This window comes from Testudinibacter aquarius, assembly GCF_004342725.1.
GTDB lineage: Bacteria > Pseudomonadota > Gammaproteobacteria > Enterobacterales > Pasteurellaceae > Chelonobacter > Chelonobacter aquarius.
Map to the genome: position 1 here is coordinate 157,753 of NZ_SMCP01000004.1, position 26,066 is coordinate 183,818.

Sequence of the window (26,066 nt, forward strand, 5' to 3'; positions counted from 1 at the left end):
TTAGGCAAAGTGCGGTCAGGTTTATTACCACTGATAACCAACACCAACGCCACCGCTGACATCACCGCGGCTATTATGTGAGGCATTTAATTTGATAATCACTTTTCCATTATCGGAAATTCGTGATACCCCTAACGCCACCGCATTTTGCGATTTATGCGCACCGCCGGCAACAGCAACCATCGAATGTCCCGGTAGGTAGGCTTGCGGCAAGCTCGCCATCGCTGCTGCCGTTGCGCCGACACCGTCAATATCTTTTGCTAAACCGTCAACACGATTGTTGATATTGTTAATCGCCTGATTGGTTGCATGCAACTGGCTACCATTAACCGCCTGTTTCGATGTTGCCGAAATTTCGCCGTCAGCAACGTTATTGATAGTTTGGTTGTTGGCATTGATACCATTGCTGTCAATATAGGTTTTATCACCCACTTTATAGCTATTGGCCGTCACAGTGGTAAAGGTTGGCGTATCGCTGATTTTCACTTTGATATTGCCCTTACCATCAGACTCAGTCGAGATATTGTTGCCATCACCTTTAATATTAACTGTGCTGCCCAACGTCGCTGCATATGCCGTGCCACTGTCTGCTCCGAAGGTAATCGGTTTAATCACCTCTTTATTCAAGGCATTCAAGGCTGTGCCAACATCATTTGCTGTAGTGGTATTGCCATCGGTTTGTGTAATCACATAGCTTGGTGCCGTGACTTTACCGTCTTGGTCAACCGTTGAACCGCCGCCTAACGCATTGGCAACCGATTGCGCTGTGCCATGTAGCTGATTGCCGTTGATGGCATCGGTTGAACCTGCAGCGACTTTACCATCGGCGACATTGGTCACCACCATCGGTTGATCACTGACAATCCGCACTTTAGCCGGAGTTGCCGGCGTTAATGTAATGGTACCGTCAGAATTGGTTTGTGAACGGTAGAAATTGCCACCAACATTGGTCAGCGAATTTCCGTCTTGATCCACATACTCCATCGGTAAACCAACCACATCAATTTCATAGCTATAGTTACCATTGGCATCTTTGCTGACTGCTGACGCTTTAGTGTTAGTACCGTGTTTCACTGTCACCGTCTCACCAGAAACCGCACTTGGGGCTTGGGCAGGATTTTTCTCTGCATCGCCATCTGTGGCTAATTGCCATTCAGTTCCTGCCCCCGTACCACCGGTATCACCTGTGGCTCCAGTTGCGCCGGTAGCACCTGTATCACCAGTCGCACCTGTGGCTCCAGTTGCGCCGGTAGCACCTGTATCACCAGTCGCACCTGTGGCTCCAGTTGCGCCCGTAGCACCTGTATCACCAGTTGCACCCGTGGCTCCAGTTGCGCCCGTAGCACCTGTATCGCCAGTCGCACCCGTGGATCCAGTTGCGCCGGTAGCACCTGTATCGCCAGTCGCACCTGTGGCTCCAGTTGCGCCGGTAGCACCTGTATCGCCAGTCGCACCTGTGGCTCCAGTTGCGCCGGTAGCACCTGTATCGCCAGTCGCACCCGTGGCTCCAGTTGCGCCCGTAGCACCTGTATCGCCAGTCGCACCTGTGGCTCCAGTTGCGCCTGTACCACCAGTCGCACCTGTGGCTCCAGTTGCGCCGGTGGATCCAGTTACGCCGGTAGCTCCAGTCGCACCCGTGGCTCCAGTTGCGCCGGTAGCACCTGTATCACCAGTAGCACCTGTGGCTCCAGTTGCGCCCGTAGCTCCTGTGGCACCAGTCGCACCCGTAGCACCAGTCGCGCCTGTATCACCTGTGGCACCGGTGTCGCCTTTTTCGCCTTTCATCACTTTGGCGCTAATTTTGATCTCTTTGCCGTTTTGTGTAATATCAATATTATCACCGGCAACAAAATTCAGCGTATCGCCTAATTTAACCGCTTCAAAAGCCGCACCATTAGTGTAAGTGGCTGAACTGGTACCGCCATTATTACCTACGGTAAAGTTCCAGCCGCTGTTCATTACTGCATACAATTGGCTGCCGTTGATGGCGTCGGTTGAACTTGCTGAAATTAAGCCCGGTGCCACATTTTGAATGCGGCGGGTTTGAGTGCCGTTGCCGACACTGACAACACCAACAACTTGATCACCACCGGCAAAATCTAACGTCAGACTATCATTGACTTTATGGGTTAAGTAGCTATTACTGACTCCTTTAGTTCTAGTGTCATCATCAGCCAAGTAAGCGGTTGAATCCCCCAAGAACACGGAATTTTCAACGGTTGTTTTCACGCGATTACCCAGCACAAACACATTCTTTTGCTGTACGCTGTTATCGTAACCAACAATAGCAGAATTTGAAGCATCCACTTCACTTGTAATACCGTCTGCCGTGGTAATCACACCGTTGGCATCACGAGTAACCGCAGCACCACCTAGGTCGTTACGTCCACCCAGAATAAATGAATTGTCTGTCGTGCTGCCCACCGCATTATTGTTACCGGCCGAGAAGCTGTTGGTACCGGCCACAATTGACGGATCACCAACCGCACTTGAGCCAATTCCACTCACAATATTACCTAAACCAATCGAGATCGTTTGATTCGCCAATGCTTGTGCGCCTTGACCAATCGCAATGGCCTGATTGCCGACTTTAGTTTCATTACCAATCGCAATCGCCTCTTTCAGCTCCGCACTATCGGCGAGGGTGATATTATTCCCCAACACAATAGTGTCACTAATCGAATTGCCCTCTGAACCTAAGGTCAGGTTATTCCCCATGGCTAACAAGTTGATAGCACTGTGAACCACATTCTCATTACCACTGATCAAAGTGCGGTCAATATTGTTGACGGTCAAATTGCTACCGGTAATAGCAGAATCATTGGAGGTATCTACAGTATTGTGCATACCGATAACCAGCGTGTCCTTCCCTTTGTTCAGACTATTGCCGGCACCAATCAATGCCGTTTGTCCTAACTGAGTACCGTTATTAGCAAAGAGTTGGGCGGCATCATTCATACTCGCTTCAATGGTCGGTAATACCAACTTATCATCTGAAGAGTTGGTCAAGGTATTGCCATAACCACTCACTAATGCGCCATTACTGTTCTGTACCGTATTGCCTGATCCGGTGACCGTCACTGCAATACTGTTCGCAACATCCGTGCTAGTTGTGTCACCCACCGTATTTTGTGACCCATAAATATGCGAGAATGCCCCTTGGCTGGCAAAAGCGCCGTAACCAAAGAAGCCGCCTGTCGTTGCCCGTTGGTTAATCAAAATCTTATTGTTATTACCCGTTACTGTAGAATACAAGCCTTGAGTAGCCGCTTCATAACCAATCATTGTGCTACCACGACGGAATGCACCGGTATGGTTGCTCCAATTACCACGCGTTGACGTGGTACCAATTTGCACCGCCTCTACCCCGGCATAAGCACTGTTACCAATAGCAATAGAATTGGCTTGGTTGGCATCAGCGCTCGTACCCAAAGCAATACCATTGGTTTGCGCAGCACTGTAGCGGCCAATAGCAATACCATTATTACCAAAAGTCCGCGCCGTGAAGCCAACTGCCACGCCACTGGTCACTCCGGCATTTGCAGAGGCATTCGAATTGTTACCAATTGCCACACCTTGCGAAGCATCCGCTTTACTGCTACTACCGATAGCCACGGCATTGGCACCACCTGCAGTAGCAGACAAGCCGATAGCTGTTGCCCCAGCACCTGCCGCTAAGGTGTTCACTCCCGCTGCCAATGCATCGACACCGGTCGCACCATCATTATTATAGTTACTGCCTGCAGACTGCTTGGTGGAGTTCACGCTGTAATAATGGGTTTTGCTGCTATTCAATTCATTCGCTACCATATACAACTGGCTGCCGTTAATAGCATCGGTCGAAGTCGCAGAAATTGCACCCGCTGCCACATTAATGAGTTGCCGCTCTTTACCTGCGGCTCCAACGCTGACTACACCATTTGCAACACTGCCTGTTCCAGCGAAACCACTATAGGTCGTATTACCAACAGTAGCAGTAGACACTTCCGTCGCTGCCCGATCTGTTGAATCATTGCCCAAAATCACACTATTGTCTTGGCTGGACGTGACATCATTCCCTAAAACAAAGGTATTGTTATTAGCAACAACATTATTGTTACCCAAAACATAAGATTCACTGCCACTCACCGTGCTTGGATCGCCAATTGCACCAGAGCCTTGGCCACTGACTACGTTGCCAGTACCGATAGAGATAGTATTAGCCGCTGTCGCTTGTGCACCATCTCCGATAGCAATCGCAGATTCACCACTAGCATTTGCCTGAGTTCCCATCGCTACAGCAGAAGACTCTGCCGCACTGGCTTGTCGCCCGATGGCTACTGCATCAGCTCCTACCGCACTAGCTGTAGTCCCTACACCAATAGCGTTGGCTCCGCTGACATTTGCCATAGTACCAACTGCCACACTGGAAGCACCTGAAGCATTGGCACGCATCCCCATCGCATTCGCTCCAGTCATTGTAGCAACCGCTGTGTTACCGATACTAATTGTATTACTTGAGCTGATTGACTGCCCTGCATTAACCCCTAAAGCAATATTATTGCTGCCAGTGACACTGGTACCGGCGTTATAGCCGACAGCGGTATTGTCGCTACCCGTTACTCGACGACCCGCCTGTGCACCCATCGCAGTATTCTCATTGCCGGTGCTCAATTGACCGGCATATGCACCGAAAGCTGCATTTTCATTACCGGTTACCGTACGCAATGAAGCCATACCGAAGCCTGAGTTCATATTGCCTTTTAAGTCAGTACCGGCATTTTGTGAACCGATAACTGTGTTGCGCATACCAGTAGAGAACTGCCCCGCATTTTGGCCGATATAGATATCTGCATCTGCTGTTCCACCAGTCGCAGTACTGTTCGCACCGGCTCCTGTACCAATTAAGATAGAATGATTGTTTGGAGTGGTCATATTACTACCGGCAGCTGCGCCGATCGCAATAATATTACCAGCTGTCGCTTGTGCACCATTACCTATCGCAATGGCATTATTAGCAGCGGCGTTTGAAGAGTACCCAACCGCAACTGAAACTTCACCAGTTGCACTAGATCCTGCCCCTAATGCAGTTGCTCTATTACCGGTAGCTGAAGCTCGGCGACCAACGACTGTGATTTCAGTTTGTGTTCTATCCGTTCCGGCAGTAGCACCATTACCAACGGCAACTGATTGCGTGCTGTTCATGGTGATGTTGCTGCCTAAAGCATTATTACCTTCGCCATTCACAGTGGTGAATGCACCAACTGCCGTGGATTGGAGACCATCAACCTTAGTGTTGGTGCCAATTGCCGTCACATACCTCGCATCTCCGGCGGTTACAGCATTACCAACCGCAATGCCGCCTAAACCCGTTGCGCTGGCATTGACACCTGCCGCCAGCGCATTAACGCCTGTCGCACCGTCGTTGGCATAATTATTTTGATGCGTGCCATTATCATTGACGCTGTAATAATGAGTTAAATTGTTCGCCAATTCGTTTGATACTTGATACAGCTGGCTGCCGTTGATAGCATCGGTAGAAGTTGCTGAAATTTGACCCGCTGCCACATTGATGATTTGACGTTCTTTCCCTGGCGCAGCCACACTGACTACACCGTTGTCAGCACTACCTTGACCAGCAAAACCAGTATAGGTAATTCCATTGACGGTAGCAGTATTTTCAGTAGTCGCAGCACGATCGGTTGAATTGTTACCCAAGATTACGCTGTTGGCTTGTGTGGAGGTTACATTGTGACCGACAACGAAGGTATTATCTTGAGCGATGTTATTATCATTACCCAAAGAGTAAGAAGCATCACCGGTGATCACTGTCGGGTCACCGATTGCACCGGATCCTTCACCGGATACTTGGTTACCGGTACCGATAGAAATACTGTTAAGTGCGGTTGCTTGTGCGCCATTACCAATTGCAATAGATGATGCGCCACTGGCTTGTGCTTCATTGCCCATAGCTGTCGCAGAAGCCGCCGTTGCCTGAGCAACTCTGCCGATGGCAATAGCATTATCTCTATTCGCTACGCTATCGTGACCCTGTGCAATCGCATAACCGCCTTGCGCATTGGCGTTTTGTCCGACAGCAACAGCAGATGTACCGCCGGTTTTAGCGTTCACCCCGACAGCCACACTGAGTGCACCGGCAGCTTGAGTCGCATTACCCAGCGCAGTGGCATTCGAGCCGCTGGCATTGGCAGATGTGCCGTAAGCCGAAGCGCCGGTGCTGCTTGCAATTGCACCGTTCCCCATTGCAGTTGAAGATGTTCCTGTGGCTTGCGAACTTGCTCCCACCGCAGTCGAACGCCAATTTGACGCAAGTGTATCTTTACCAATTGCGGTGCTGCCTTCATAGCTGGTATTCGCATTTTCACCAATCGCGATGGCGCCGTCACCATGATATTTTACATCTGCTTCCGCCAAATCTGCATTGGTTGCGGCATTGTTGCCGATAGCGATTGAGTTTGCTCCGGTTGCTTGTGCACTGGTGCTGATAGCCACAGCACTTACGCCGATGGCTTGAGCCATTCTGCCAATTGCAGTTGTATTGTTGGCACCGGCGTTGGCGTTAAAACCAATTCCCACGCTTTCATTACCAAGTGCTCTGGCGCTTGACCCTAAAGCGACTACATTACGGGTAGCGGTGGTTACCCCACCGTTGGCGAAGTTACCAATTAATACGCTTCGGTCATTAATACTATTTAAACCGGTTTGCGGTCCCATAATAATAGAACGATCGGAAGTTGAATTTTGACCTGCCAGATGACCGGCATAAATGTTGTTATCACCTTTTGAACCGTCACCGGCAATCGAACCGATGGCAACATTACTATCACCCGATAAATTGCGACCTGCCGCAGAGCCAATCAGTGTATTACCACCTGAACCAAAGCCTGGGAAAGTAATATTCCTACCATCATTAGTTGTCAAACCGACACCAGCACCATTACCGATCATAATATTGCTGAGAACTCGGGTATCCTGAATACCGCTGCCAGCATTGGTACCCAAAGCAATATTACCGTATGAAGCCGTATTAGAGCCGGCATTTTTACCGATATAAACGCTCGGCGCACGGTTGCCGTCAGCGACTGCGGCTTGCAGGGTTTGGGTTGCACTATTCAAGCTTCCGGCTTCAAAACCAATCGCGACGCTATAATCTTTTTTCGAATTTGTGCCTGCATTGGTACCGATATTCACATTTTGAATATTCCAGTTGTCCACTGTACCGGTAGCGGCATTCTCACCAATGGAAATATTGCGACCACCATCCGCGGTTGCACCGGAACCAATAGCGATATTATTCATTTTACCCACAGTAGTGCGGTTACTTGGATCTTGCGGGTTATCCATATTTGCACGGCCGGCCGTTGCACCGGCTCCAATTGCAATCGATCCTGTTGTTACCGCACGTGCAGTTTGAGCAGTGCTACCTACCGCAATACTGTTATCAATAGCTGTACCACCACCCACTTCTGTGCCTGCGGCATAAGCCGAAGCGCCGGTAAACGCCACAGAAAGTGCTAAAAAGATTTTACTCAATGAAAAATTTACTGGTTGACTCGCTGAGGAGGTTTTTTGGGATTCACTTGCCACTTTGCCGTGACTAGAAGCCAACTCGGAAACCACTACTAAAGCCTGTTTTGCAACGCTCCAGATAATTTTGTAAATTTTATTCATAAATATTCCTTATCCAATCTCAAAAATACATAAGCATACATTAACTTTAAATAAAAGCGCTTTAAATAACAACAAAATACTAAAGATCGCTATTAAAGCATTTTTTTTATTTATTTTCTATTTTTATATTTTATTTAAATAAAAGAATGTAAAGCGAACAATATCAGGCTGCAATTTAATCAAGTGTAATATTTTGTTTTTTAAGGAAATAAAATGAACTTAATTTCTTTTTTCATTGTCAACAAAAAATAACGGACATGACTAATATTGATGATAAATGGGCTCGCGAAGATAAGGGGATATAGGGCAATTCAGAATCTGAAATAGCTGCCATTTCAGATTCGGAGAGCTATACTATCAGCAATACTATAAGATGATTTCTTGCTATTTTGCCAAATAATCGTCAAAAATCTCTCCATTTGAAGAAATAATTTCAATCATAAAAGCAAATAAGTAGGCAGTTGTGAGATAAGTATCGACAAAACTTGATCGGATACCGCACTTTTATCCCAAATTTAGTGGTAAAAGTGCGGTTTTTTACTGTCTGGAAATAGCTTAGAAGCTTAATGCTCTGTCGCCGTTCTCGTCTTTAATCCGATTTGGCAAGCCCATTTGGTTGAGCAGGTTAAGGAATGGTTTTGGATCCAGTTGCTCCACATTCACCATTTTTTGCACATCCCAGGTGCCTTGCGCCACCAAAATTGCGGCGGCGACCGGCGGTACGCCGGCGGTGTAGGAAATACCCTGACTGCCCACTTCTTGGTAGGCTTCTTTATGATCGGCAACGTTGTAGATAAAGACCTCTTTGTCTTTACCGTCTTTTTTGCCTTTCGCTAAAGTACCGATACAGGTTTTGCCGGTGTAATCCGGTGCCAGCGAGGATGGATCCGGCAGCACCGCTTTCACCACTTTCAGTGGAATCACTTCCAGTCCTTCGGCAGTAGTGACCGGCTGTTCGGATAATAAGCCCAGATTATTCAGCACCGTGAACACATTAATATAATGCTCGCCAAAGCCCATCCAGAAACGAATATTCGGTACATTCAGGTTTTGTGACAGCGAATGAATTTCGTCATGTCCTGTCATATAGGAAGTTTGCTGACCGACAACCGGCAGGTCGTCCGTCCGTTTGATTTCAAACATTTGATTACTGGTCCACTGGCTGTTTTGCCAACTCCAGACTTCACCGGTAAATTCACGGAAATTGATTTCCGGATCAAAATTAGTGGCGAAATAACGCCCATGGCTTCCGGCATTAATATCAATAATATCAATACTATTTGTTTGGTCTAAGTAGCCATTGACCGCAACCGCCGCATAGGCATTGACCACGCCCGGATCAAAACCGACACCCAAAATGGCGGTGATGCGATTGGCTTCACACAATTCACGACGTTGCCATTCGTAATTATTATACCACGGCGGGGTTTCACAAATTTTATGCGGTTCTTCGTGGATTGCGGTGTCGAGATAGGCAGCCCCGGTTTCAATGCAGGCTTGCAGCACCGACATATTTAAGAAGGCGGAACCGACGTTAATCACAATTTGTGCTTCGGTTTCTTTGATAATCGATTTGGTTGCTTCGATATTCAGCGCATCCAGCTCAAAGCAGGCAATTTCTGCCGGCACTTTGAAGGCGTTCTTTTCACGCACGCTGGCGGCAATCTCTTGGCATTTGCTGATGCCGCGCGAAGCAATCGCAATAGAGCCTAAAATATCGTTGTGTTGGGCACATTTATGTGCGACCACTTGGGCCACACCACCGGCGCCAATAATCAAGATGTTTTTTTTCATGTTTGCATAATCCTCCTTAATCACAACCGCGCTTTGCATCACCAAAGTGCGGTCATAATTGACCTTGGGTTTAATCTTGCCACTGTCGGCAAAACCTGATTGATTCGTTGAAGCCGCTTGCTGCCGTCAAAAATCTTGACTAAGACAAGCTGTCAACGTAATCGTCAAAATTGAATTGTTTGATTAATTTAATCTCACCATTCAATTCTTTGCTGGCAATGGACGGCATATTGACGCCATTGAACCAATTCTTTTTCACCATGGTATAACCGGCAGCATCGCCAAACGAGAGGCGATCGCCGATTTTCAATGGCTGTGGAAAGCGATATTCACCGAAAATATCACCGGCAAGACAGGATTTGCCACAAACCATATACTGATGTTCACCACTGTTCGGCAGCAGTTTTGCGGTTTGGCGATAGATCAGCAAATCCAACATATGCGCTTCGATCGAGCTGTCGACAATTGCCAAATGTTTGCCGTTATATAAGGTGTCCAATACCGTCACTTCCAGACTGGTGCTGAGCGTAATCGCCGCTTCCCCCGGCTCTAAATACAGCTGCACCCCGTATTGTTCGGCAAACTGTTTTAAACGATCGGCAAATTGATCGAGCGGATAATCTGCGCCGGTGAAATGAATGCCACCGCCCAAACTGACCCAATCTACTTGATACAGCAACTCGCCGAATTCACTTTCAATGTGTTTTAGCATCTGATCGAAGCGATCAAAATCGCCGTTTTCACAGTTATTATGGAACATAAAGCCGTTAATCAGCGGCATCACTGCACAGATTTTTTCGATATCCCACTCGCCCAAACGACTGTGCGGACGTGCCGGATCCGCCAGAATAAAATCTGAAGTGCTGACGCGCGGATTAACCCGCAAACCACGTTGAATATCACGCGCTTGATCAGCAAAACGGTTCAATTGGCTGATGGAATTAAAAATAATTTTATCTGCATTGGCTACCACTTCCGCAATTTCCGCATCGCTATACGCCACGCTGTAAGCATGGGTTTCACCGCCAAATTTGCAGTGTCCTAGCTTGACTTCATACAGCGAAGAGGAAGTCGTACCGTCCATATAATCACGCATCACATCAAACACGCCCCACGTAGCAAAGCATTTCAGCGCCAGCAACGCTTTTGCGCCGGAACGCTGCCGCAGATAGGCGATTTTCTGCATATTGGCTAACAGTTTGCTTTTATCAATCAGATAATAAGGAGTGGCTAATTCAGTCATTTTCTTTTCACATGCTATAAAAAAATTGGTTGATTAAGAGAATATCTCAATCAACCTATTGATACTATTAAATATTTCATCGAATTTGGTAAGCGGGCGCATGCAATGCGCCCCTACAACCGTACGATAATGAAAATGCAGTTCAATTACCAGCCTTTCACCACTGAATCTTTAAACTCTTGTTTGGCTTTTTCATACACTGCATCAGAGTTATAAGCTTTAACAAAATTGACCACATCTTGATCCGCTTTGTTATCTTCACGTGCCACGATGATGTTCACATACGGGGAATCTTTGTCTTCCACGAAAATCGCATCGGTGCTCGGGAACAAGCCGGCTTGTCCGGCATAGGTGTTGTTGATAATCGCAAAATCCACTTCCGGTAACACTTGCGGCAACAATGGCGCTTCTAACTCACGAATTTTCAGTTTTTTCGGGTTGTCCACAATATCAAGTGCGGTCGGGGTTAAGCCAACGCCGTCTTTCAATTTCAGCAGACCTTGTGCTTGCAACAACAACAACGCACGTCCGCCGTTGGTCGGATCGTTTGGAATGGCTACGGTTGCGCCGTCTTTCAATTCGTCCAATTTGCTGATTTTTTTCGAATAACCGGCAATCGGGTAAACAAAGGTGTTGCCGACAATCACCAAACCTTTCAAGCCACGAGACTCCACTTGCGCATCTAAATACGGTTTGTGTTGGAACGCATTGGCATCAATCGATTTTTCTTCCAACGCCACATTTGGGGTGACATAGTCGGTAAATGGCACCAACTCTACTTCTAAGCCATATTGGTCTTTGGCGACTTGTTTCGCCACTTCCGCTACAGAAAACTCAGGACCGGTTTGAATCCCGACTTTGATTTTACCGTCTTTCGCCAAGACTGAACCGGAAAATGCTACAGCGGTCGCCAGTGCGGTTAAGGTGAAAATATTTTTTAATTTCATCATCATTTCCTTACGTTATTAATGGATAAAAATACGCTAAACCGAGCGCTAGCGGTGATCAACATAGCGGACTAAACGATCCCCTACAAATTGAATCAGTTGTACCAATATCACCAAAATCACGACTACGGTGGTCAGAATTTCAGGCACATTAGTTTGATAACCATAACGAATCGCCACATCACCCAAGCCGCCGCCACCGACAATACCCGCCATTGCGGAATAGTTGACCAACGCAACCAAGGTGATGGTCATGCCGTTGATCAGCGCCGGTTTTGCTTCGGCTAATAAAAATTTGACGATAATTTGAAAATTACTAGCCCCCATCGCACGCGCCGCTTCGATTAAGCCGCTCGGAATTTCGAGCAATGCCCCTTCGACTAAGCGTGCGATAAACGGAATCGCCGACACCGTCAACGGTACGATGGCTGCGGTTGTTCCGATAGAAGTTCCCACGATTGCTCGGGTAAACGGAATAATCCAAAACAGCAAAATCACAAACGGAATCGCACGTCCGATATTCACCGCCATACTCAACAGTCGGTAGAATTTCGGATTTTCTTTAATTCCCCCCGGTTGTGTGATAAACAACAATACACCGAGCGGAATGGCAAAGATTGCGGCTAAAAAGCCCGAACCAAACACCATATACAGCGTTTCGCCGCTGGCTTGCAAAATCATCTGCCACACTTGTGACGTTAAACGATCAAACATATCCCAGCACCTCAACTCGCACATTATGTTCCATTAAATAAATTTTTGTTTCGGTAATCGCATCCTCCGGCCCTTCCACTTCCGCAATGGTAAAACCAAATTTCACACCGCCGATATAATCAATTTGTGACACCAAAATACTCAAATCCACGCCAAACTTTTTCGAGGTTTGTGACAACAGCGGCGCATCGACCGAACGTCCGGTAAATTCAAATTTGATAATCGGGTAAGAGTTCGCACCCTTCGGGGCAGCGGAGAGCTGCTCCATATACTCTTTCGGCAGGTTAATCCGAAAGGTCGATTGGATAAAACTTTTTGCCAATTCGGTTTTCGGGTTAGAGAAAATTTCGCTGACGCTACCACTTTCAACCAATTGCCCCTTATCAATCACCACCACCTGATGGCAAATCTGCTTCACCACTTCCATTTCGTGGGTAATCAACAAAATAGTCAAGCCCAATTTCTGATTGATCTCTTGCAGTAGTGCTAAGATTGACTGGGTCGTCGCCGGATCTAGCGCACTAGTGGCTTCGTCACACAATAATACTTTTGGCTCAGACGCCAAAGCACGCGCAATCGCCACTCGCTGTTTTTGACCGCCGGACAGATTGCTCGGATACACATGCTTCTTATCACTCAAGCCCACCAATTCCAGCAATTCATCGACACGCTGCGTCACTGCCGTACTATCCATGCCGATCAATTCCAACGGCAACGCCACATTACCGAACACCGTGCGGCTGCTCAACAGGTTAAAATGCTGAAAAATCATACCGATATGACGACGAGCAGCCACCAATTGTGCGTCATTCATTGCGGTCAGCTCTTCACCATCCACAAACACCTGTCCGCTGGTCGGCTGTTCAAGCAAGTTGGCGCAACGAATCAAGGTGCTTTTGCCGGCGCCCGATGCGCCGATTACGCCACAAATCTGCCCTTTCGGGATCTCCAGATTGACGTTGTCAAGTGCGGTCAGCTTTTTACCTTTGACCTCAAAAATTTTATTAATATTTTTTAGCTTAATCATATAAGCCCTTTATAATGGGGATTATCAAAATGATTTTGCTATTTTAGACGTCCAGATTGCTATGTCAACCAGTAGTTAGTACTTTTTTATAACAACAAATTATAAGCTATCAATTTTATAGCAAGATCCTTTGATAGCTTGCTGCTTCTGCGTCTTTTTGTGCTAAAAAGTGCTATGCTAAACAGCAACCTATTACTTTAAGTGAGGAAAATGTGGAAAAAGCAATTTTTTTAGATCGCGACGGAACCGTTAATGTCGATCATGGCTATGTACATGAAATTGATCAGTTTGACTTTATCAACGGCAGTATCGAAGCGCTGGCCGAATTGAAAAAAATGGGTTATTTGCTGGTATTGGTCACCAATCAGTCCGGCATTGCTCGTGGTTATTTCAGTGAAGAGCAATTTCTGCAACTCACAGAATGGTTTGATTGGTCGCTGGCCGATCGCGGTGTCGATTTTGACGGCATTTACTACTGCCCGCACCTGCCCGACGGCGTCGGTGAATACCGCCAAGACTGTGACTGCCGCAAACCGAAACCGGGCATGTTGCTGCAAGCGATTCAAGAATTGAATATCGACCCAAACCGCTCTTTTATGATCGGTGACAAAATCGAAGATCTCATGGCAGGTAAAGCGGCTGGTGTTGCGCATAATATCTTGGTTCGCAGCGGCAAAACCGTCACCACCGAAGGCGAACAATTAGCCGAAGCAGTGCTGGATTCAGTGGCGGATTTGCCTAACTATATCACTAAGCTTAAATAAGTAAAAAAGCCATCAAACCTGAGATTCGATGGCTTTGCAGTGTTATATACCTTTTTATTGCAACAACGAAATATCCGCCACTTGCAAGAACAATTCACGCAGATTGTGCAATAGCGCCAAGCGGTTGTTGCGCAAGGCCGGATCTTCGGCATTCACCATCACATTATCGAAGAAATTGTCGATCGGTTGACGCAGGGCGGCAAGTTGCTCAAGTGCGGTTTGGTAATCACCATTGGCAAACAGCGGTTGCAGTTTTTGTTGCAACTCTGTCACTTGCTCCGCCAGCGCAATTTCCGCCGCATCTTGGCACAACATGCGGTTGACGGCAGTCGGCAGCTCCCCTTCCACTTTCGCCAAAATATTGCTCACCCGTTTATTGGCGGCGGCAAGGGCTTCGGCAGAATCTAAAGTGCGGAAATGTGCCACCGCACGCACACGTTTATCGAAATCCGCCGGTTTGGTCGGACGGCGTGCCAACACCGCTTGGATCACATCCACGCCAAAACCTTCGTCTTGGTACCAGGCACGGAAACGCCCCAGCATAAAATCAATCACATCGTTGACGACATTATTATTCGTCAGTTTATCAGCATATAATTGCACCGCACTTTGCACTAAGCTCTGCAAATCCAGCGGCAGTTTTTTCTCGACGATAATCCGCAACACGCCCAAGGCGGCACGGCGTAAGGCAAACGGGTCTTTATCGCCTTTCGGGTGTTGCCCGATACCGAAAATGCCACTCAGGGTATCCAATTTATCCGCCAACGCCACTGAACACGCCACTAAACTATGCGGCAGTTCATCGCCGGCAAAACGTGGCATATACTGTTCGTTCAATGCCACTGCAACGGCTTCGTCTTCGCCGTCATGACGGGCATAGTGCATGCCCATCACTCCCTGAGTATCGGTGAATTCAAATACCATATTGGTCATCAGATCACATTTCGACAGCAAACCGGCACGTTTGGCTTGGGTTTCGTCTGCACCGATTTGTGCTGCAATAATGCCGCTTAGTGCCTCAATGCGTGTGGTTTTATCACGCAACGTACCAAGCTGCTGTTGGAATAATACGCTTTCCAAACGTGGCAAGTTATCTTGCAAACGCTGTTTTAAATCGGTTTTAAAGAAAAATTCCGCATCAGTTAAACGTGGACGCACCACTTTTTCATTGCCTTCGATGATTGCGGTCGGATCTTGCGGATTGATATTGGAAACAAAGATAAAGTGCGGTAGTAATTTGCCGTTTTTATCATAGATCGGAAAATACTTTTGATCGCCCTTCATGGTGTAAACCAAGGCTTCCGCCGGCACAGCCAAGAAACGCTCTTCAAAGGTGGCACTCAACACATTCGGATATTCCACTAATGAAGTCACTTCATCCAGCAGATCCTCTTCAATATCCGCCACACCGCCAAGTGCGGTCGCTTTTTCTTGCGCTTTTGCCAAAATTAAGGCTTTACGCTGCTCAAAATCGGCAATCACTGAGCCTTTTTCCGCTAACAACGCAGGGTATTGATCGGCATGGCTGATTTGGAATTCACGCTCGCCTAAGAAACGGTGTCCACGAATCGTCGTGCCGCTCGCTACGCCCAAAATTTCGCCTTCAATCAATTCATCGCCCAATAACAACGTGACAGTATGCACCGGACGGATAAATTGTACGGTTTTGTCTGCCCAGCGCATCGGCTTGGCAATCGGTAATTTAGCCAACGCATTGGCGACCAAATCGATCAACAGCGTTTTGGTCTGCTTGCCGGCTTCCAACGTGCGGTAAAACAACCATTCGCCTTTATCAGTGGCGACTCGCTCCGCCTGCTCCACGCTGATGCCACAACCACGCGCCCAGCCTTCTGCCGCTTTGGTCGGCTTGCCTTCGGCATCAAACGCTGCCGCCACTGCCGGCCCGCGTTTTTCGATCTGCTTGCTCGGCTGTTCAGTCGCCAACGCACTCACTTTCACCGCCAAACGACGAGGTGCGGCAAACCAGGCTACGTTGTCGAAGGCTAAGCCTTCTTGAGTTAGGGCTTGCTGTATATTCTCGGCAAATGCGGTTGCCAATTTTTTCAACGCCTTCGGTGGCAACTCTTCGGTGCCGATCTCAACCAGGAAATTTTGTGTTGTCATTTTTGTTCTCTTTATTAACTTAACGTAGATTACCCACGTTTTATTCATCAAATATAGTCTATTAAAAACCGCACTTTAATACCTATTTTAAGGCGGAAGTGGGGCTTTATTAATGGGAAAATCGCTGTTTTGCTTTTTTGACCGCCAAATGTAATCGCTGTTCTAATAACTTTTTAGACGGTAATACGGTTAAATACTCAGCAATATGGATATCCGATTGCTTTAAATCCAATAATTCTACTTGTTCTTGCTTTTTTGAAGTACACAGAATAATGCCCAATGGTGGATTTTCATCTTCTTCCTGTTCATACTTTGCCAACCATGCCAAATATAATTCCATTTGGCTTTTATGCGCAGGTTTAAATTTTTCTGTTTTCAGTTCAATTGCAATTAACCGCTTTAATTTGCGATTATAAAACAGTAAATCAATATAAAAATCATCTTCATCAATCTGAATACGTTTCTGCCGTGTGATAAAAGTGAATCCTGCTCCCAGTTCCAATAAAAACTGTTCTATTTCTCGCAAAATAGCATCTTCAAGATCTTTTTCTAAATACCGATCATTCAACTCTAAAAAATCCAAAATATAGGGATCTTTTAATACCAAAGATTGATTATACTGGCCTTGCTTTCTTAATAAATTAAGCTCTTGAATAACGGTTTCATCGGGCTTTTTAGAAATCGCTGTCCGTTCAAATAATAACGAACCGATTCGCTCATCTAAGGTTCGAGTAGACCAGCATTCTTGTACCACCATCGTGGCATAAAACTCTCGTTTTAATGGATCCTCAATATACGACAAGGTTTTAAAATGCGTCCAACTTAATTGTCCACGCAGTGCGTGGACAATCTCAATATCTGAAAAGATTTCTGCAAATTTTATACAATATAATAAATGGGTGCGTCCCCAACCTTTGCCGAACTGTTCTGTCAATTTTTTAGCTAATATCGTAATAACTTGCTGACCATAATCTCCACGATCACCTTGTAAAACATATTCATTGATCCGCTTCCCAACATGCCAATACAATAAGGTCAATTCCGCATTGACAGCAACCGCCGCTCGCTGTTTTGACGATTGGATCAATTCACTGATTTCGTTCACAAAGGTTTGTGAATTTTCTAATGAAATTAACAGGTTATTATCCATTTAGTTATACTTTACTTTATACATTGCAGCAGCTTCTCGCAATTGCATTACACTCGTCGTCAATTGCCGTTCCAATTCTTGTTCGGTCGGTAAATATGCGACATATTTTGAGCTGAAAATTTGTTTTCTGTCGGCAAGCACCGAATATTTCGCCACTGCTTCGCTCTGTTCGCTGCATAACACTAAGCCGATGGTCGGGTTATCATCTTCGCCTTTAAATTGCTCGTCATATAAACGCACATAGGTATCCATTTGCCCGATATCTTGATGCTTCAATTTGCCGATTTTGAGGTCAATCAATAAAAAACATTTCAGTTTGAAATTATAGAAAACCAAATCAATATAAAAATCTTCATCGTCAAACCGTATGCGTTTTTGTCGTTCCACAAAGGCAAAACCTTTACCGAGTTCCAACAGAAAATCTTGCAAATTGCTAATAATCGCTTGTTCAATCTGGTTTTCTTGATAGGTTTTATCTTGCAAATTCAAGAAGTCCAAAATATAGGGATCGCGCAAATAATCGTGAATGCTTTCTTTTAACGGTTCGGTTTTTTGTTCCGCTTCTTGCGTAACCAAGGCTTTATTTTGACTTGCCAATAACCGTTCGTAATATAAAACCGAAATTTGGCGATCTAAGGCTCGAGAAGACCAGTTATTTTCAATCGCTTCTTGCTGATACCATTGCCTCGCTTGTGGGTTTTCAATGCGAATTAAACTTCGATAATGTGTCCAACTCAATTCGAGACGCACTGCGTCTCGAATTGGAAACGCTAAATAAAACAAGCGCATATTACGCAAATTGGTGACATCAAATCCCTTACCGAACATTTCCGTTAAACGTTGCGAAATTGCTTGTAACAGATGTTTTCCGTATTGCGCACGTTGTTCACCTTGTTGTTCCTCTTCCACAATCAAACGCCCGATTTCCCAATAACTTTGCACCATGGCGATATTCACCGTCTGCCGCACTTGCTGGCGTGCGGCGGTGATAATATTCGCAATATTACTGATTAATTGGTGCTCGGTCGTTTGCAGTGAATTCATAGACTTAACCAAATCGGCGTTTTAATTCATTCAGCTCAAGAATAATTTCACCGTTTGCCAACAACAATGCCGGAATGCCGATATAGCCCTTTTGTTTCGCCTCATCAAAAGTACGGTCAGTATCACGCAGTTTTAAAAAACGTTTAAAATTTGCCATACTTTCAAAAATATTCACGCTTCCATACTCCACCTTTAAGGCATCTAACTCCGCCACAAACGGCTCAGTGTCGGGGCAAAGGTGGGCGAAAAACAGAACTGGCTTGGTCATTGTTTACCTACTTCTTTATTGCAGTTTATTTTTTACAGCCCGGAAAGCCCAAGGCTTCACGGCTGGCGTAATAGGCTTCAGCAACGCCTTTAGTCAGCGCACGAATGCGTAAAATATAGCGTTGGCGTTCGGTCACCGAAATCGCTTTGCGTGCATCCAGCAAGTTAAAACTGTGCGCTGCTTTTAAAATACGTTCATAAGCCGGAAGCGGCAGCGGTTTTTCTAATGCCAGCAATGTCTGGGCTTCTTTTTCGTATTGTTCGAAACAGTAAAACAGAAATTCGGTGTTGGCGTATTCAAAATTATAGGTCGATTGCTCCACTTCATTTTGATGGAACACATCGCCGTAAGTGGTTTTGCCCAACGCACCGTCCGACCACACCAAGTCATATACGCTGTCCACACCTTGAATGTACATCGCCAAGCGCTCTAAACCATAGGTGATTTCGCCTGTCACCGGCTTGCATTCCAAACCGCCCACTTGTTGGAAATAGGTAAACTGGGTCACTTCCATACCGTTCAGCCACACTTCCCACCCCAAGCCCCAAGCGCCCAGCGTCGGATTTTCCCAGTTGTCTTCCACAAAACGGATATCATTCTGCGTCGGGTCAAAACCAAGCATTTTCAAACTGTCTAAATACAGTTCCTGAATGTTATCCGGTGACGGTTTGATCACCACTTGGAATTGGTAATAGTGCTGCAGACGATTCGGGTTTTCGCCGTAGCGCCCGTCGGTCGGGCGACGCGACGGCTGCACATAGGCAAACGCCATCGGCTCCGGCCCTAACGCCCGAAGTGCGGTCATCGGATGTGACGTACCCGCCCCGACTTCCATATCAAAAGGTTGCACCACCGTGCAGCCCACGTTTGCCCAGTATTCTTGCAGGGCGAGAATCATACCTTGAAAGGTTTTTACGTTGAATGTTGAACTCATGTTTAGTTATCGCTGATGGTTAAGAGAAAATGGCACACATTATACTTGAATTTAGGCGAAAGGTCATGGCATTGCACACTGAAAATGCGAAAGTGCGGTCAGAGATTGCTGCTGACCGCACTTTAATTCAATCTTAAGCGGATTAAAGCGTATAAACCCCAACCAGATAAGCCCGATCAAGAATATGCCCCTGCATCGCAAAATGGAGTTCATTAAAGCCGAAACCCGGGGCTAAATCCAATTCGCAATCCAACGCATAGACATAAAGCTCATAACGGTGATCTGCATTCGGTGGTGCCATGCCGCCGTAAAACGAGGCTTCTTCCGCCGATAAGCCACCCAATTTTCCCGACCAGCTATTTCTGCCTTGTACATAATCGGTGGCGGAAATGCTGTCGTTTTCCGGCAACGATGTGCGCTGCAGATTGGCAACCAGCCAATGAATCCACACATAACCTGCCGCCCCGACCGCATCTTTATCTTCCAACACCAACACAAATGACTTTGTGCCTGTCGGCGCATCACTGATTTCCAGCGGAATCGAATAGTTCGGCATGCCATTCGGACTGAATTGCGTTCCCCGCTTACCGTATTTATCCTCAAAAAACCCGTTTTTAATCGCTGAACTGCTGACTTTCATATTTGCTCCTCCGTTAATCCGATTAAAATCTGACTTTATCTTAGCACTTATTCTCAACATAATCGGTGCTGTTGCTCGTAAGATTTGACTCACTTCAAATTTATTTAACAAAACGGTTGTGTTATAGCGGAAATTTTTATAGATTGGATGTCCATTAGTCGGGGTGCTGATTTTGTGGTGACCACAAAACGGCTGAGATTAAACCCGTGAACCTGATCCAGTTAATGCTGACGTAGGAAACTAAATATGCCAACACACCATACCGCACTTTTCTCTGATTTAGCCGATTTTCAACCTGTTGCAACGCATTAGTTAACCATTTGCTGAACCGATGGTGGCGTAAAATGAATGCCGTTGAAATTCGCTCCTTAACCCTGGCGTTTGAACAGCAAGCGCTGTTCACCGATTTCAATTTTGATTTGCCGCAACAACAATGGACGGTGCTGCTCGGACGTTCCGGCGTCGGCAAATCGACGCTGCTGCGAGCGATTGCCGGTTTAGAAAATACCGCTATTCAGCAAGGAAACATTCATTTTCCCCGCCCGCTCAAACTGGCTTGGCTGGCACAACAAGATTCGCTGTATCCGTGGTTGTCGCTGCTGGATAATGTCCAGTTGGAACAACATCTCAAAGGCAAGAAAACCCGTCAATCCCGGCAACAGGCAGAGCACTTATTAGCGGCGGTGCAAATGGAAAACCATCTGCACAAAGGTTGCCAGCAACTCTCCGGCGGACAGCGGCAACGGGTGGCACTGGCGCGCACGCTGATGCAAAACGCCGATCTGATTTTGATGGACGAACCGTTTTCCGCTCTTGATGCGGTCACCCGCTTGCAACTGCAAGATCTGGCGTGTGACTTATTGCAACAAAAAACCGTGCTCTTGATCACCCACGATCCGCAAGAAGCGATTCGCGTGGGCGATCGGATTTATGTGCTACACGATCCCCGCCGACCTTTAAATCCTGCACATCTTCCTGAGGGTAAAAAACCACGCGACCTGACTGAAAACCCGCAATCGGCATTGCAACAAATGCTGTTTCACCAGCTTTTGCAAGGAGCGCCGCATGAATTGGTTTAAACGGCTCGCTAAAATCATGTTGCTGACCGCACTTTTACTGCTGTTATGGCAAAGTGCGGTCAGCTTGTTGGCGCTGCCGCACTATATGCTGCCGTCGCCTGAAGCGGTGTGGCAGCAACTGTTAAAACAGCATGTGTTGTTATGGCAGCACGCCCAAGTTACATTACTCGAAATCGTACTCGGGCTGACGCTCGGCTTTCTGCTCGGTTTGGGTTCGGCACTGTTATTGGCATTTTCTGCACCGGTTTCCGCTTTTTTAATGCCGTTACTTGTGATTTCACAGGCGATTCCGGTTTTTGCAATTGCGCCGCTGTTGGTGCTGTGGTTCGGCTATGGCATGGCGTCCAAAATCGTGATGACGGTGCTGATTATCTATTTTCCGGTCACCACCGCCTGCTACGACGGCTTACGCAACACTCCGCATGCTTGGCTGGATTTAGCACGTTCAATGCGGCTTACGCCTGCCACATTACTGTTTAAAGTGCGGTTGCCTGCGGCATTGCCGTCATTAGCATCCGGTTTGCGCATTGCCGCTTCGGTTGCGCCGATCGGTGCGGTGGTCGGGGAGTGGGTCGGCTCGTCACAAGGCTTGGGCTATTTGATGCTGCAAGCTAATGCACGCATGCAAGTTGATCTGATGTTTTCGGCGCTGTTTGTCTTACTGATCATCGCCCTGTCGCTCTATTTTTTACTGGATCATGCCTTACGCCGCTTGATTCCGTGGGCAGCTCATCTTCGTTAACCCATTAACCTAAAAGGAAAAAAGATGTCTAGCGTTCAACAACTGATACAAAATGCCGAGCCGCACTGGCGGGCCTATATCGAACATGATTTTGTGCTGCGCCTTGCCGACGGCACGCTGGATAAACGCTGTTTTCAGCACTATTTGAAGCAGGACTATCGCTACTTGTTTCACTATAACCGTGCTTTGGCATTGGCGCTGTTCAAAGCCGAAAATTTTGCCCAAATGGAACAGGCACACCATGCCATTCAAACCATTTTGCAAGAGAGCAAACTGCACGTTACGTTCTGCCAACGCTGGGGAATAGCCGAAACAGAACTGCTGCAAACACCCGAATCTGCCGCCTGCGTCGCCTACACCCGTTATGTGTTAGACTGCGGCATCAACGGCAGTCTGGTGGATCTCTACGCTGCGATTGCGCCTTGCGCCCTCGGTTATGCCGAGATCGCCCGCCATATTGTCGAGCGCCAGCTCAGCCCACCCGGCAATCCGTATCAAGATTGGATCGACACCTACGCCAGTGACGATTTTCAACTTGCCACTGCCGAACTGACCGATTTTTTAGATCAACTTTGCCAGGAACTGACAGCGAAACAACGGACGAAAGTGCAGACCATCTTCAACACTGCCACCCGTATGGAAGTTGCCTTTTGGCAAATGGGATTGGATTTAAGCTAATCATTTACAGGAGATAAATATGAAGAATACGAAACTATTCGCCCTCTTGACCGCACTTTTGCTGATCAATCTGCCGTTACAAGCCAAACAAAAAGTAACACTGCTGCTAGACTGGTTTGTCAATCCGGATCACGCCGCCTTGATCGTGGCACAACAAAAAGGCTTTTTCGCCGCCCACGATTTAGCGGTGGAGATCGTTGAACCGGCAGATCCGTCAATGCCGCCCAAATTGGTTGCCGCGGGCAAAGCCGATATTGCAGTGGATTACCAACCTCAGTTGCAAATGCAGGTTGCCGAGGGGCTGCCGTTGGTGCGCATCGGCACGCTGGTGTCCACCCCGTTAAACAGCGTGGTGGTGCTGCAAAACAGCGGTATTGAAAGTCTGGCGGATCTGAAAGGCAAAAAAATCGGCTATTCGGTCAGTGGGTTTGAAACCAGCCTACTGCAAGCGATGTTGGCAAAACATGGCTTGAGCGAAAAAGACGTGGAAATGGTGAACGTCAACTGGTCACTGTCACCGTCATTAATCAGCGGACAAGTGGACGCCGTGATCGGCGCTTTCCGTAATTTTGAATTGAATCAAATGGCACTTGAACAGCAGCCGGGACGTGCATTTTACCCGGAAGAACACGGCGTACCGGCTTATGACGAACTGATTTTAGTCGCCAATAAAAACAACCTGACCGACAAAAAATTGCACGCCTTTCTAACCGCACTTGAACAAGCGACGATCTATTTGATCAACCACCCCGATCAAGCCTGGCAGGATTTCGTCAGTTATAAACCGAATGAGCTAGACAACGAACTGAACCGCCTTGCCTGGCGAGACACTCTACCACGTTTAACCTTGCGCCCACGCGCTCTTGACGAAAACCGCTATCAACACATGGCGGAATTTATGCAGCAACAGGGCTTGATCAAAACCGTGCCGCCACTCACCGATTACACCATACAACTGAAGGATTGATTATGTTAAAAACCGATTATCTCAGCCAACTGCGCCAACGTAACCCGCTGATCCACAATATCACCAACATCGTGGTCGCCAATTATGTCGCCAACGGTTTGCTGGCGCTCGGCGCCTCACCGATTATGTCAAGTGCGGTCGAGGAGATGGACGAACTGCCGGCGATTTGCCAGGCATTGGTGATAAATATCGGCACGCTGACCGCCGAACAAGTGAAAGCCATGTTGATTGCCGGCAAAGCGGCGAACCGTCATGGCATTCCGGTGGTGCTGGATCCGGTCGGCGTCGGCGCAACCTGTTTCCGCCAACAAACGGTGGCACAACTGCTGCAAGAAATCCAATTCAGTGCGATTCGCGGCAATGCCGGCGAAATGGCGTACCTTGCCAACGTCAATTGGCAAACCAAAGGCGTCGATGTCGGACAAGGGGATGCTGATTTAGACCATGTCGCTAAAAAAATTGCACAGCAATATCGCTGCACCGCCGTGATCAGCGGTGCGATTGACGTGATTAGTGATGGCAAACAACTGGCGCATATTCAAAATGGTACGCCGCTATTCCCGCACATTACCGGCTCAGGCTGTCTATTAAGTGCGGTTTGCGGTGCATTTTTAGCGGTGGCGCAACAGCATGATTTTCCGGCATTGGTTGAAGCGGCAACGGCGTATGCTATTGCCGGCGAACTGGCGGCAAAAAATCTGCAACCGCAGCAAGTCGGACAATTTTATACCGCACTTTTGGATAAATTAGCAACATTGGATAGCACGCAAGTGCAACAACTGGCGAGGATTGATGATGACTAAAATTGCACAAGCCTTAACCATTGCCGGATCAGACAGCGGCGGTGGCGCAGGCATTCAGGCAGATCTAAAAACCTTTCAGATGCGTGGCGTATTCGGCACCAGTGCCATCACGGCGGTCACCGCGCAAAATACCCTCGGCGTCTTCGACATTCACCCGATTCCGCCGGCCACTATCCAGGCGCAACTGAAAGCAGTCGCCGAAGATTTTGATATCCGCGCTTTTAAATTGGGCATGTTAGGCTCGGAAGAAATCATTGAGTGTGTTGCCGCTGCCTTGCAACGTTACAAATTCGGACAAATGGTGCTGGATCCGGTGATGGTCGCCAAAGGTGGCGCACCGCTGCTGCAACAAAGTGCGGTCGCTGCCCTGAAACAACATTTGCTGCCGCTTGCCGACATTATCACGCCCAATTTGCCGGAAGCCGAAGCTTTGACCAGTATTAAGATTATCGATGGCCGCAGTGCCGAGCAAGCCGCCCGCACGTTGCAACAACTTGGTGCTAAAACAGTGGTGATCAAAGGCGGACACAGCAACAACTCGCAAAGTGCGGTTTGCCAAGACTGGGTGTTCACGCCGGAGCAGCATTTCACGCTGGTCAGCCCGCGCTATCCGACCAAACACACCCACGGCACCGGCTGCACCTTTTCCGCCTGCATCACCGCCGAGCTTGCCAAAGGGCAAAATACGGTGATTGCGATTCGTTTGGCAAAACAGTTTATCACCGCCGCCATCAGCCAACCGTTAAATATCGGCCATGGACATGGTCCCACCAACCACTGGGCATTTTCCTCTCTGCCCCGCACCGGAGTTTATTAAATGCAGGATATTAGAAAAATGCTCACGGTTTATTTTATTGCCGGCACCCAAGATTGCCAACATCTCGGGCTGCTGCCTGAACCAGCGTTATTGTCGGTATTGGAAACAGCCTTAAAGTGCGGTATCAGCTGTTTTCAATTTCGCGAAAAGGGCAAAAATGCCTTACAAGATCCACAAAAAATTGTTCAATTAGCGCAAAAATGCCGCGAGCTTTGCCGCCAGTATCATGTGCCGTTTTTTATCAACGATGATGTGGATCTCGCTTTAGCCGTGCAAGCGGACGGTGTGCACGTCGGGCAGGATGATCGTCCGATTGCACAGGTGATCGAACAATGCCAAGGCAAATTATTACTGGGTTTATCAGTGAATACCCTGCCGCAAGCGATAGCAAATGCCGCATTGCAGGCAGTGGATTATTTCGGTGTCGGACCTGTTTTCCCGACCCAATCGAAAGCCGATGCCAAAGCAGCCGTCGGGTTGAAATTATTACAACAGATTCGCCAACAAGGTATTGAAAAACCGCTGGTCGCCATTGGCGGTATCACCCCCGCAACCGCAATTTCCATCCGTCAAGCCGGGGCGGACGGCGTGGCGGTAATTTCAGCCATCAGCCGAAGCACAAATATCACCAACAGCATACAACAATTAAAAGGACAATAA

General features: G+C 47.5%; 20 protein-coding genes and 1 riboswitch. Of the genes, 8 read left to right on the plus strand and 12 right to left on the minus strand.

The genetic code is table 11. The features are described 5' to 3' along the window. Positions 1-24: 24 nt before the first annotated feature. From EDC16_RS05475 to metN, 6 genes are all read right to left on the minus strand, one after another. On the minus strand, positions 25-7,671 hold the full coding sequence (locus EDC16_RS05475) for an ESPR-type extended signal peptide-containing protein (protein WP_132966213.1): 7,647 nt from the start codon (positions 7,669-7,671) through the stop codon (positions 25-27). Positions 7,672-8,226: 555 nt separating this feature from the next. Then, on the minus strand, positions 8,227-9,465 hold the full coding sequence (locus EDC16_RS05480) for a saccharopine dehydrogenase family protein (protein WP_132966214.1): 1,239 nt from the start codon (positions 9,463-9,465) through the stop codon (positions 8,227-8,229). A gap of 139 nt (positions 9,466-9,604) precedes the next feature. After that, positions 9,605-10,708 (minus strand): carboxynorspermidine decarboxylase, encoded by a 1,104-nt coding sequence (locus tag EDC16_RS05485; protein ID WP_132966216.1) that lies wholly within the window; start codon positions 10,706-10,708, stop codon positions 9,605-9,607. Between the two features lie 146 nt (positions 10,709-10,854). Beyond that, entirely contained in the window at positions 10,855-11,655 is an 801-nt protein-coding gene (gene metQ / locus EDC16_RS05490) for a methionine ABC transporter substrate-binding lipoprotein MetQ (RefSeq protein ID WP_132966218.1), read from the minus strand. A gap of 48 nt (positions 11,656-11,703) precedes the next feature. Continuing rightward, positions 11,704-12,369: a methionine ABC transporter permease gene (locus EDC16_RS05495; RefSeq protein WP_132966220.1), complete on the minus strand. Its 666-nt coding sequence runs from the start codon at positions 12,367-12,369 to the stop codon at positions 11,704-11,706. Next, complete coding sequence (gene metN, locus EDC16_RS05500) at positions 12,362-13,396, minus strand: methionine ABC transporter ATP-binding protein MetN (protein WP_132966222.1); 1,035 nt, start codon at positions 13,394-13,396, stop codon at positions 12,362-12,364. Before metN ends, EDC16_RS05495 begins: the two co-directional genes overlap by 8 nt. A 212-nt stretch (positions 13,397-13,608) precedes the next feature. Here metN and gmhB point away from each other — a divergent pair, with 212 nt between their 5' ends. After that, positions 13,609-14,160, plus strand: a complete 552-nt coding sequence (gene gmhB / locus EDC16_RS05505) for a D-glycero-beta-D-manno-heptose 1,7-bisphosphate 7-phosphatase (protein ID WP_132966224.1) — start codon at positions 13,609-13,611, stop codon at positions 14,158-14,160. Between the two features lie 54 nt (positions 14,161-14,214). Here the strand turns inward: gmhB and glyS are convergent, their stop codons facing one another. The 6 genes from glyS to EDC16_RS05535 all read right to left on the minus strand — a co-directional run bounded on the left by glyS (position 14,215) and on the right by EDC16_RS05535 (position 20,320). Then, entirely contained in the window at positions 14,215-16,284 is a 2,070-nt protein-coding gene (gene glyS / locus EDC16_RS05510) for a glycine--tRNA ligase subunit beta (RefSeq protein ID WP_132966226.1), read from the minus strand. A gap of 109 nt (positions 16,285-16,393) precedes the next feature. Further along, the gene (locus EDC16_RS05515; protein ID WP_132966228.1) at positions 16,394-17,434 is read right to left on the minus strand and encodes a PDDEXK nuclease domain-containing protein; all 1,041 of its coding nucleotides are present in this window, start codon (positions 17,432-17,434) and stop codon (positions 16,394-16,396) included. Then, positions 17,435-18,478, minus strand: coding sequence for a PDDEXK nuclease domain-containing protein (locus tag EDC16_RS05520; RefSeq protein WP_132966230.1), 1,044 nt, complete (start codon positions 18,476-18,478; stop codon positions 17,435-17,437). Positions 18,479-18,482: 4 nt separating this feature from the next. Continuing rightward, positions 18,483-18,746 carry a hypothetical protein gene (locus tag EDC16_RS05525; protein WP_132966232.1) on the minus strand — a complete coding sequence of 88 codons (264 nt, stop codon included), beginning with the start codon at positions 18,744-18,746 and terminating at the stop codon, positions 18,483-18,485. 25 nt (positions 18,747-18,771) lie between these two features. Further along, positions 18,772-19,680, minus strand: coding sequence for a glycine--tRNA ligase subunit alpha (glyQ, locus tag EDC16_RS05530; RefSeq protein WP_132966233.1), 909 nt, complete (start codon positions 19,678-19,680; stop codon positions 18,772-18,774). 142 nt (positions 19,681-19,822) lie between these two features. After that, on the minus strand, positions 19,823-20,320 hold the full coding sequence (locus EDC16_RS05535) for a YbhB/YbcL family Raf kinase inhibitor-like protein (protein ID WP_132966235.1): 498 nt from the start codon (positions 20,318-20,320) through the stop codon (positions 19,823-19,825). Between the two features lie 149 nt (positions 20,321-20,469). Next, a riboswitch (TPP riboswitch) is annotated at positions 20,470-20,576 on the plus strand. Between the two features lie 88 nt (positions 20,577-20,664). On the opposite strand from EDC16_RS05535, the gene EDC16_RS05540 reads away from it, so the two are divergent. Genes EDC16_RS05540 through thiE form a run of 7 tightly spaced genes read left to right on the plus strand, consistent with a single transcriptional unit; the run spans position 20,665 to position 26,066 of the window. Next, positions 20,665-21,399 (plus strand): ABC transporter ATP-binding protein, encoded by a 735-nt coding sequence (locus tag EDC16_RS05540; protein ID WP_132966237.1) that lies wholly within the window; start codon positions 20,665-20,667, stop codon positions 21,397-21,399. Beyond that, a complete protein-coding gene (locus EDC16_RS05545) occupies positions 21,386-22,141 on the plus strand; it encodes an ABC transporter permease (protein ID WP_132966239.1) in 756 nt (251 codons plus the stop codon). Before EDC16_RS05540 ends, EDC16_RS05545 begins: the two co-directional genes overlap by 14 nt. Before the next feature lie 24 nt (positions 22,142-22,165). Further along, positions 22,166-22,819, plus strand: a complete 654-nt coding sequence (tenA, locus tag EDC16_RS05550) for a thiaminase II (RefSeq protein ID WP_132966241.1) — start codon at positions 22,166-22,168, stop codon at positions 22,817-22,819. A 19-nt stretch (positions 22,820-22,838) separates the two neighbouring features. Then, a complete protein-coding gene (locus EDC16_RS05555; RefSeq protein ID WP_132966243.1) occupies positions 22,839-23,786 on the plus strand; it encodes an ABC transporter substrate-binding protein in 948 nt (315 codons plus the stop codon). A gap of 2 nt (positions 23,787-23,788) precedes the next feature. Further along, positions 23,789-24,589 carry a hydroxyethylthiazole kinase gene (gene thiM, locus EDC16_RS05560; RefSeq protein ID WP_132966245.1) on the plus strand — a complete coding sequence of 267 codons (801 nt, stop codon included), beginning with the start codon at positions 23,789-23,791 and terminating at the stop codon, positions 24,587-24,589. After that, positions 24,582-25,406, plus strand: a complete 825-nt coding sequence (gene thiD / locus EDC16_RS05565) for a bifunctional hydroxymethylpyrimidine kinase/phosphomethylpyrimidine kinase (RefSeq protein WP_132966247.1) — start codon at positions 24,582-24,584, stop codon at positions 25,404-25,406. The genes thiM and thiD overlap by 8 nt, the downstream gene beginning before the upstream one ends. Continuing rightward, on the plus strand, positions 25,407-26,066 hold the full coding sequence (gene thiE / locus EDC16_RS05570; RefSeq protein WP_132966249.1) for a thiamine phosphate synthase: 660 nt from the start codon (positions 25,407-25,409) through the stop codon (positions 26,064-26,066). It begins immediately after the preceding gene.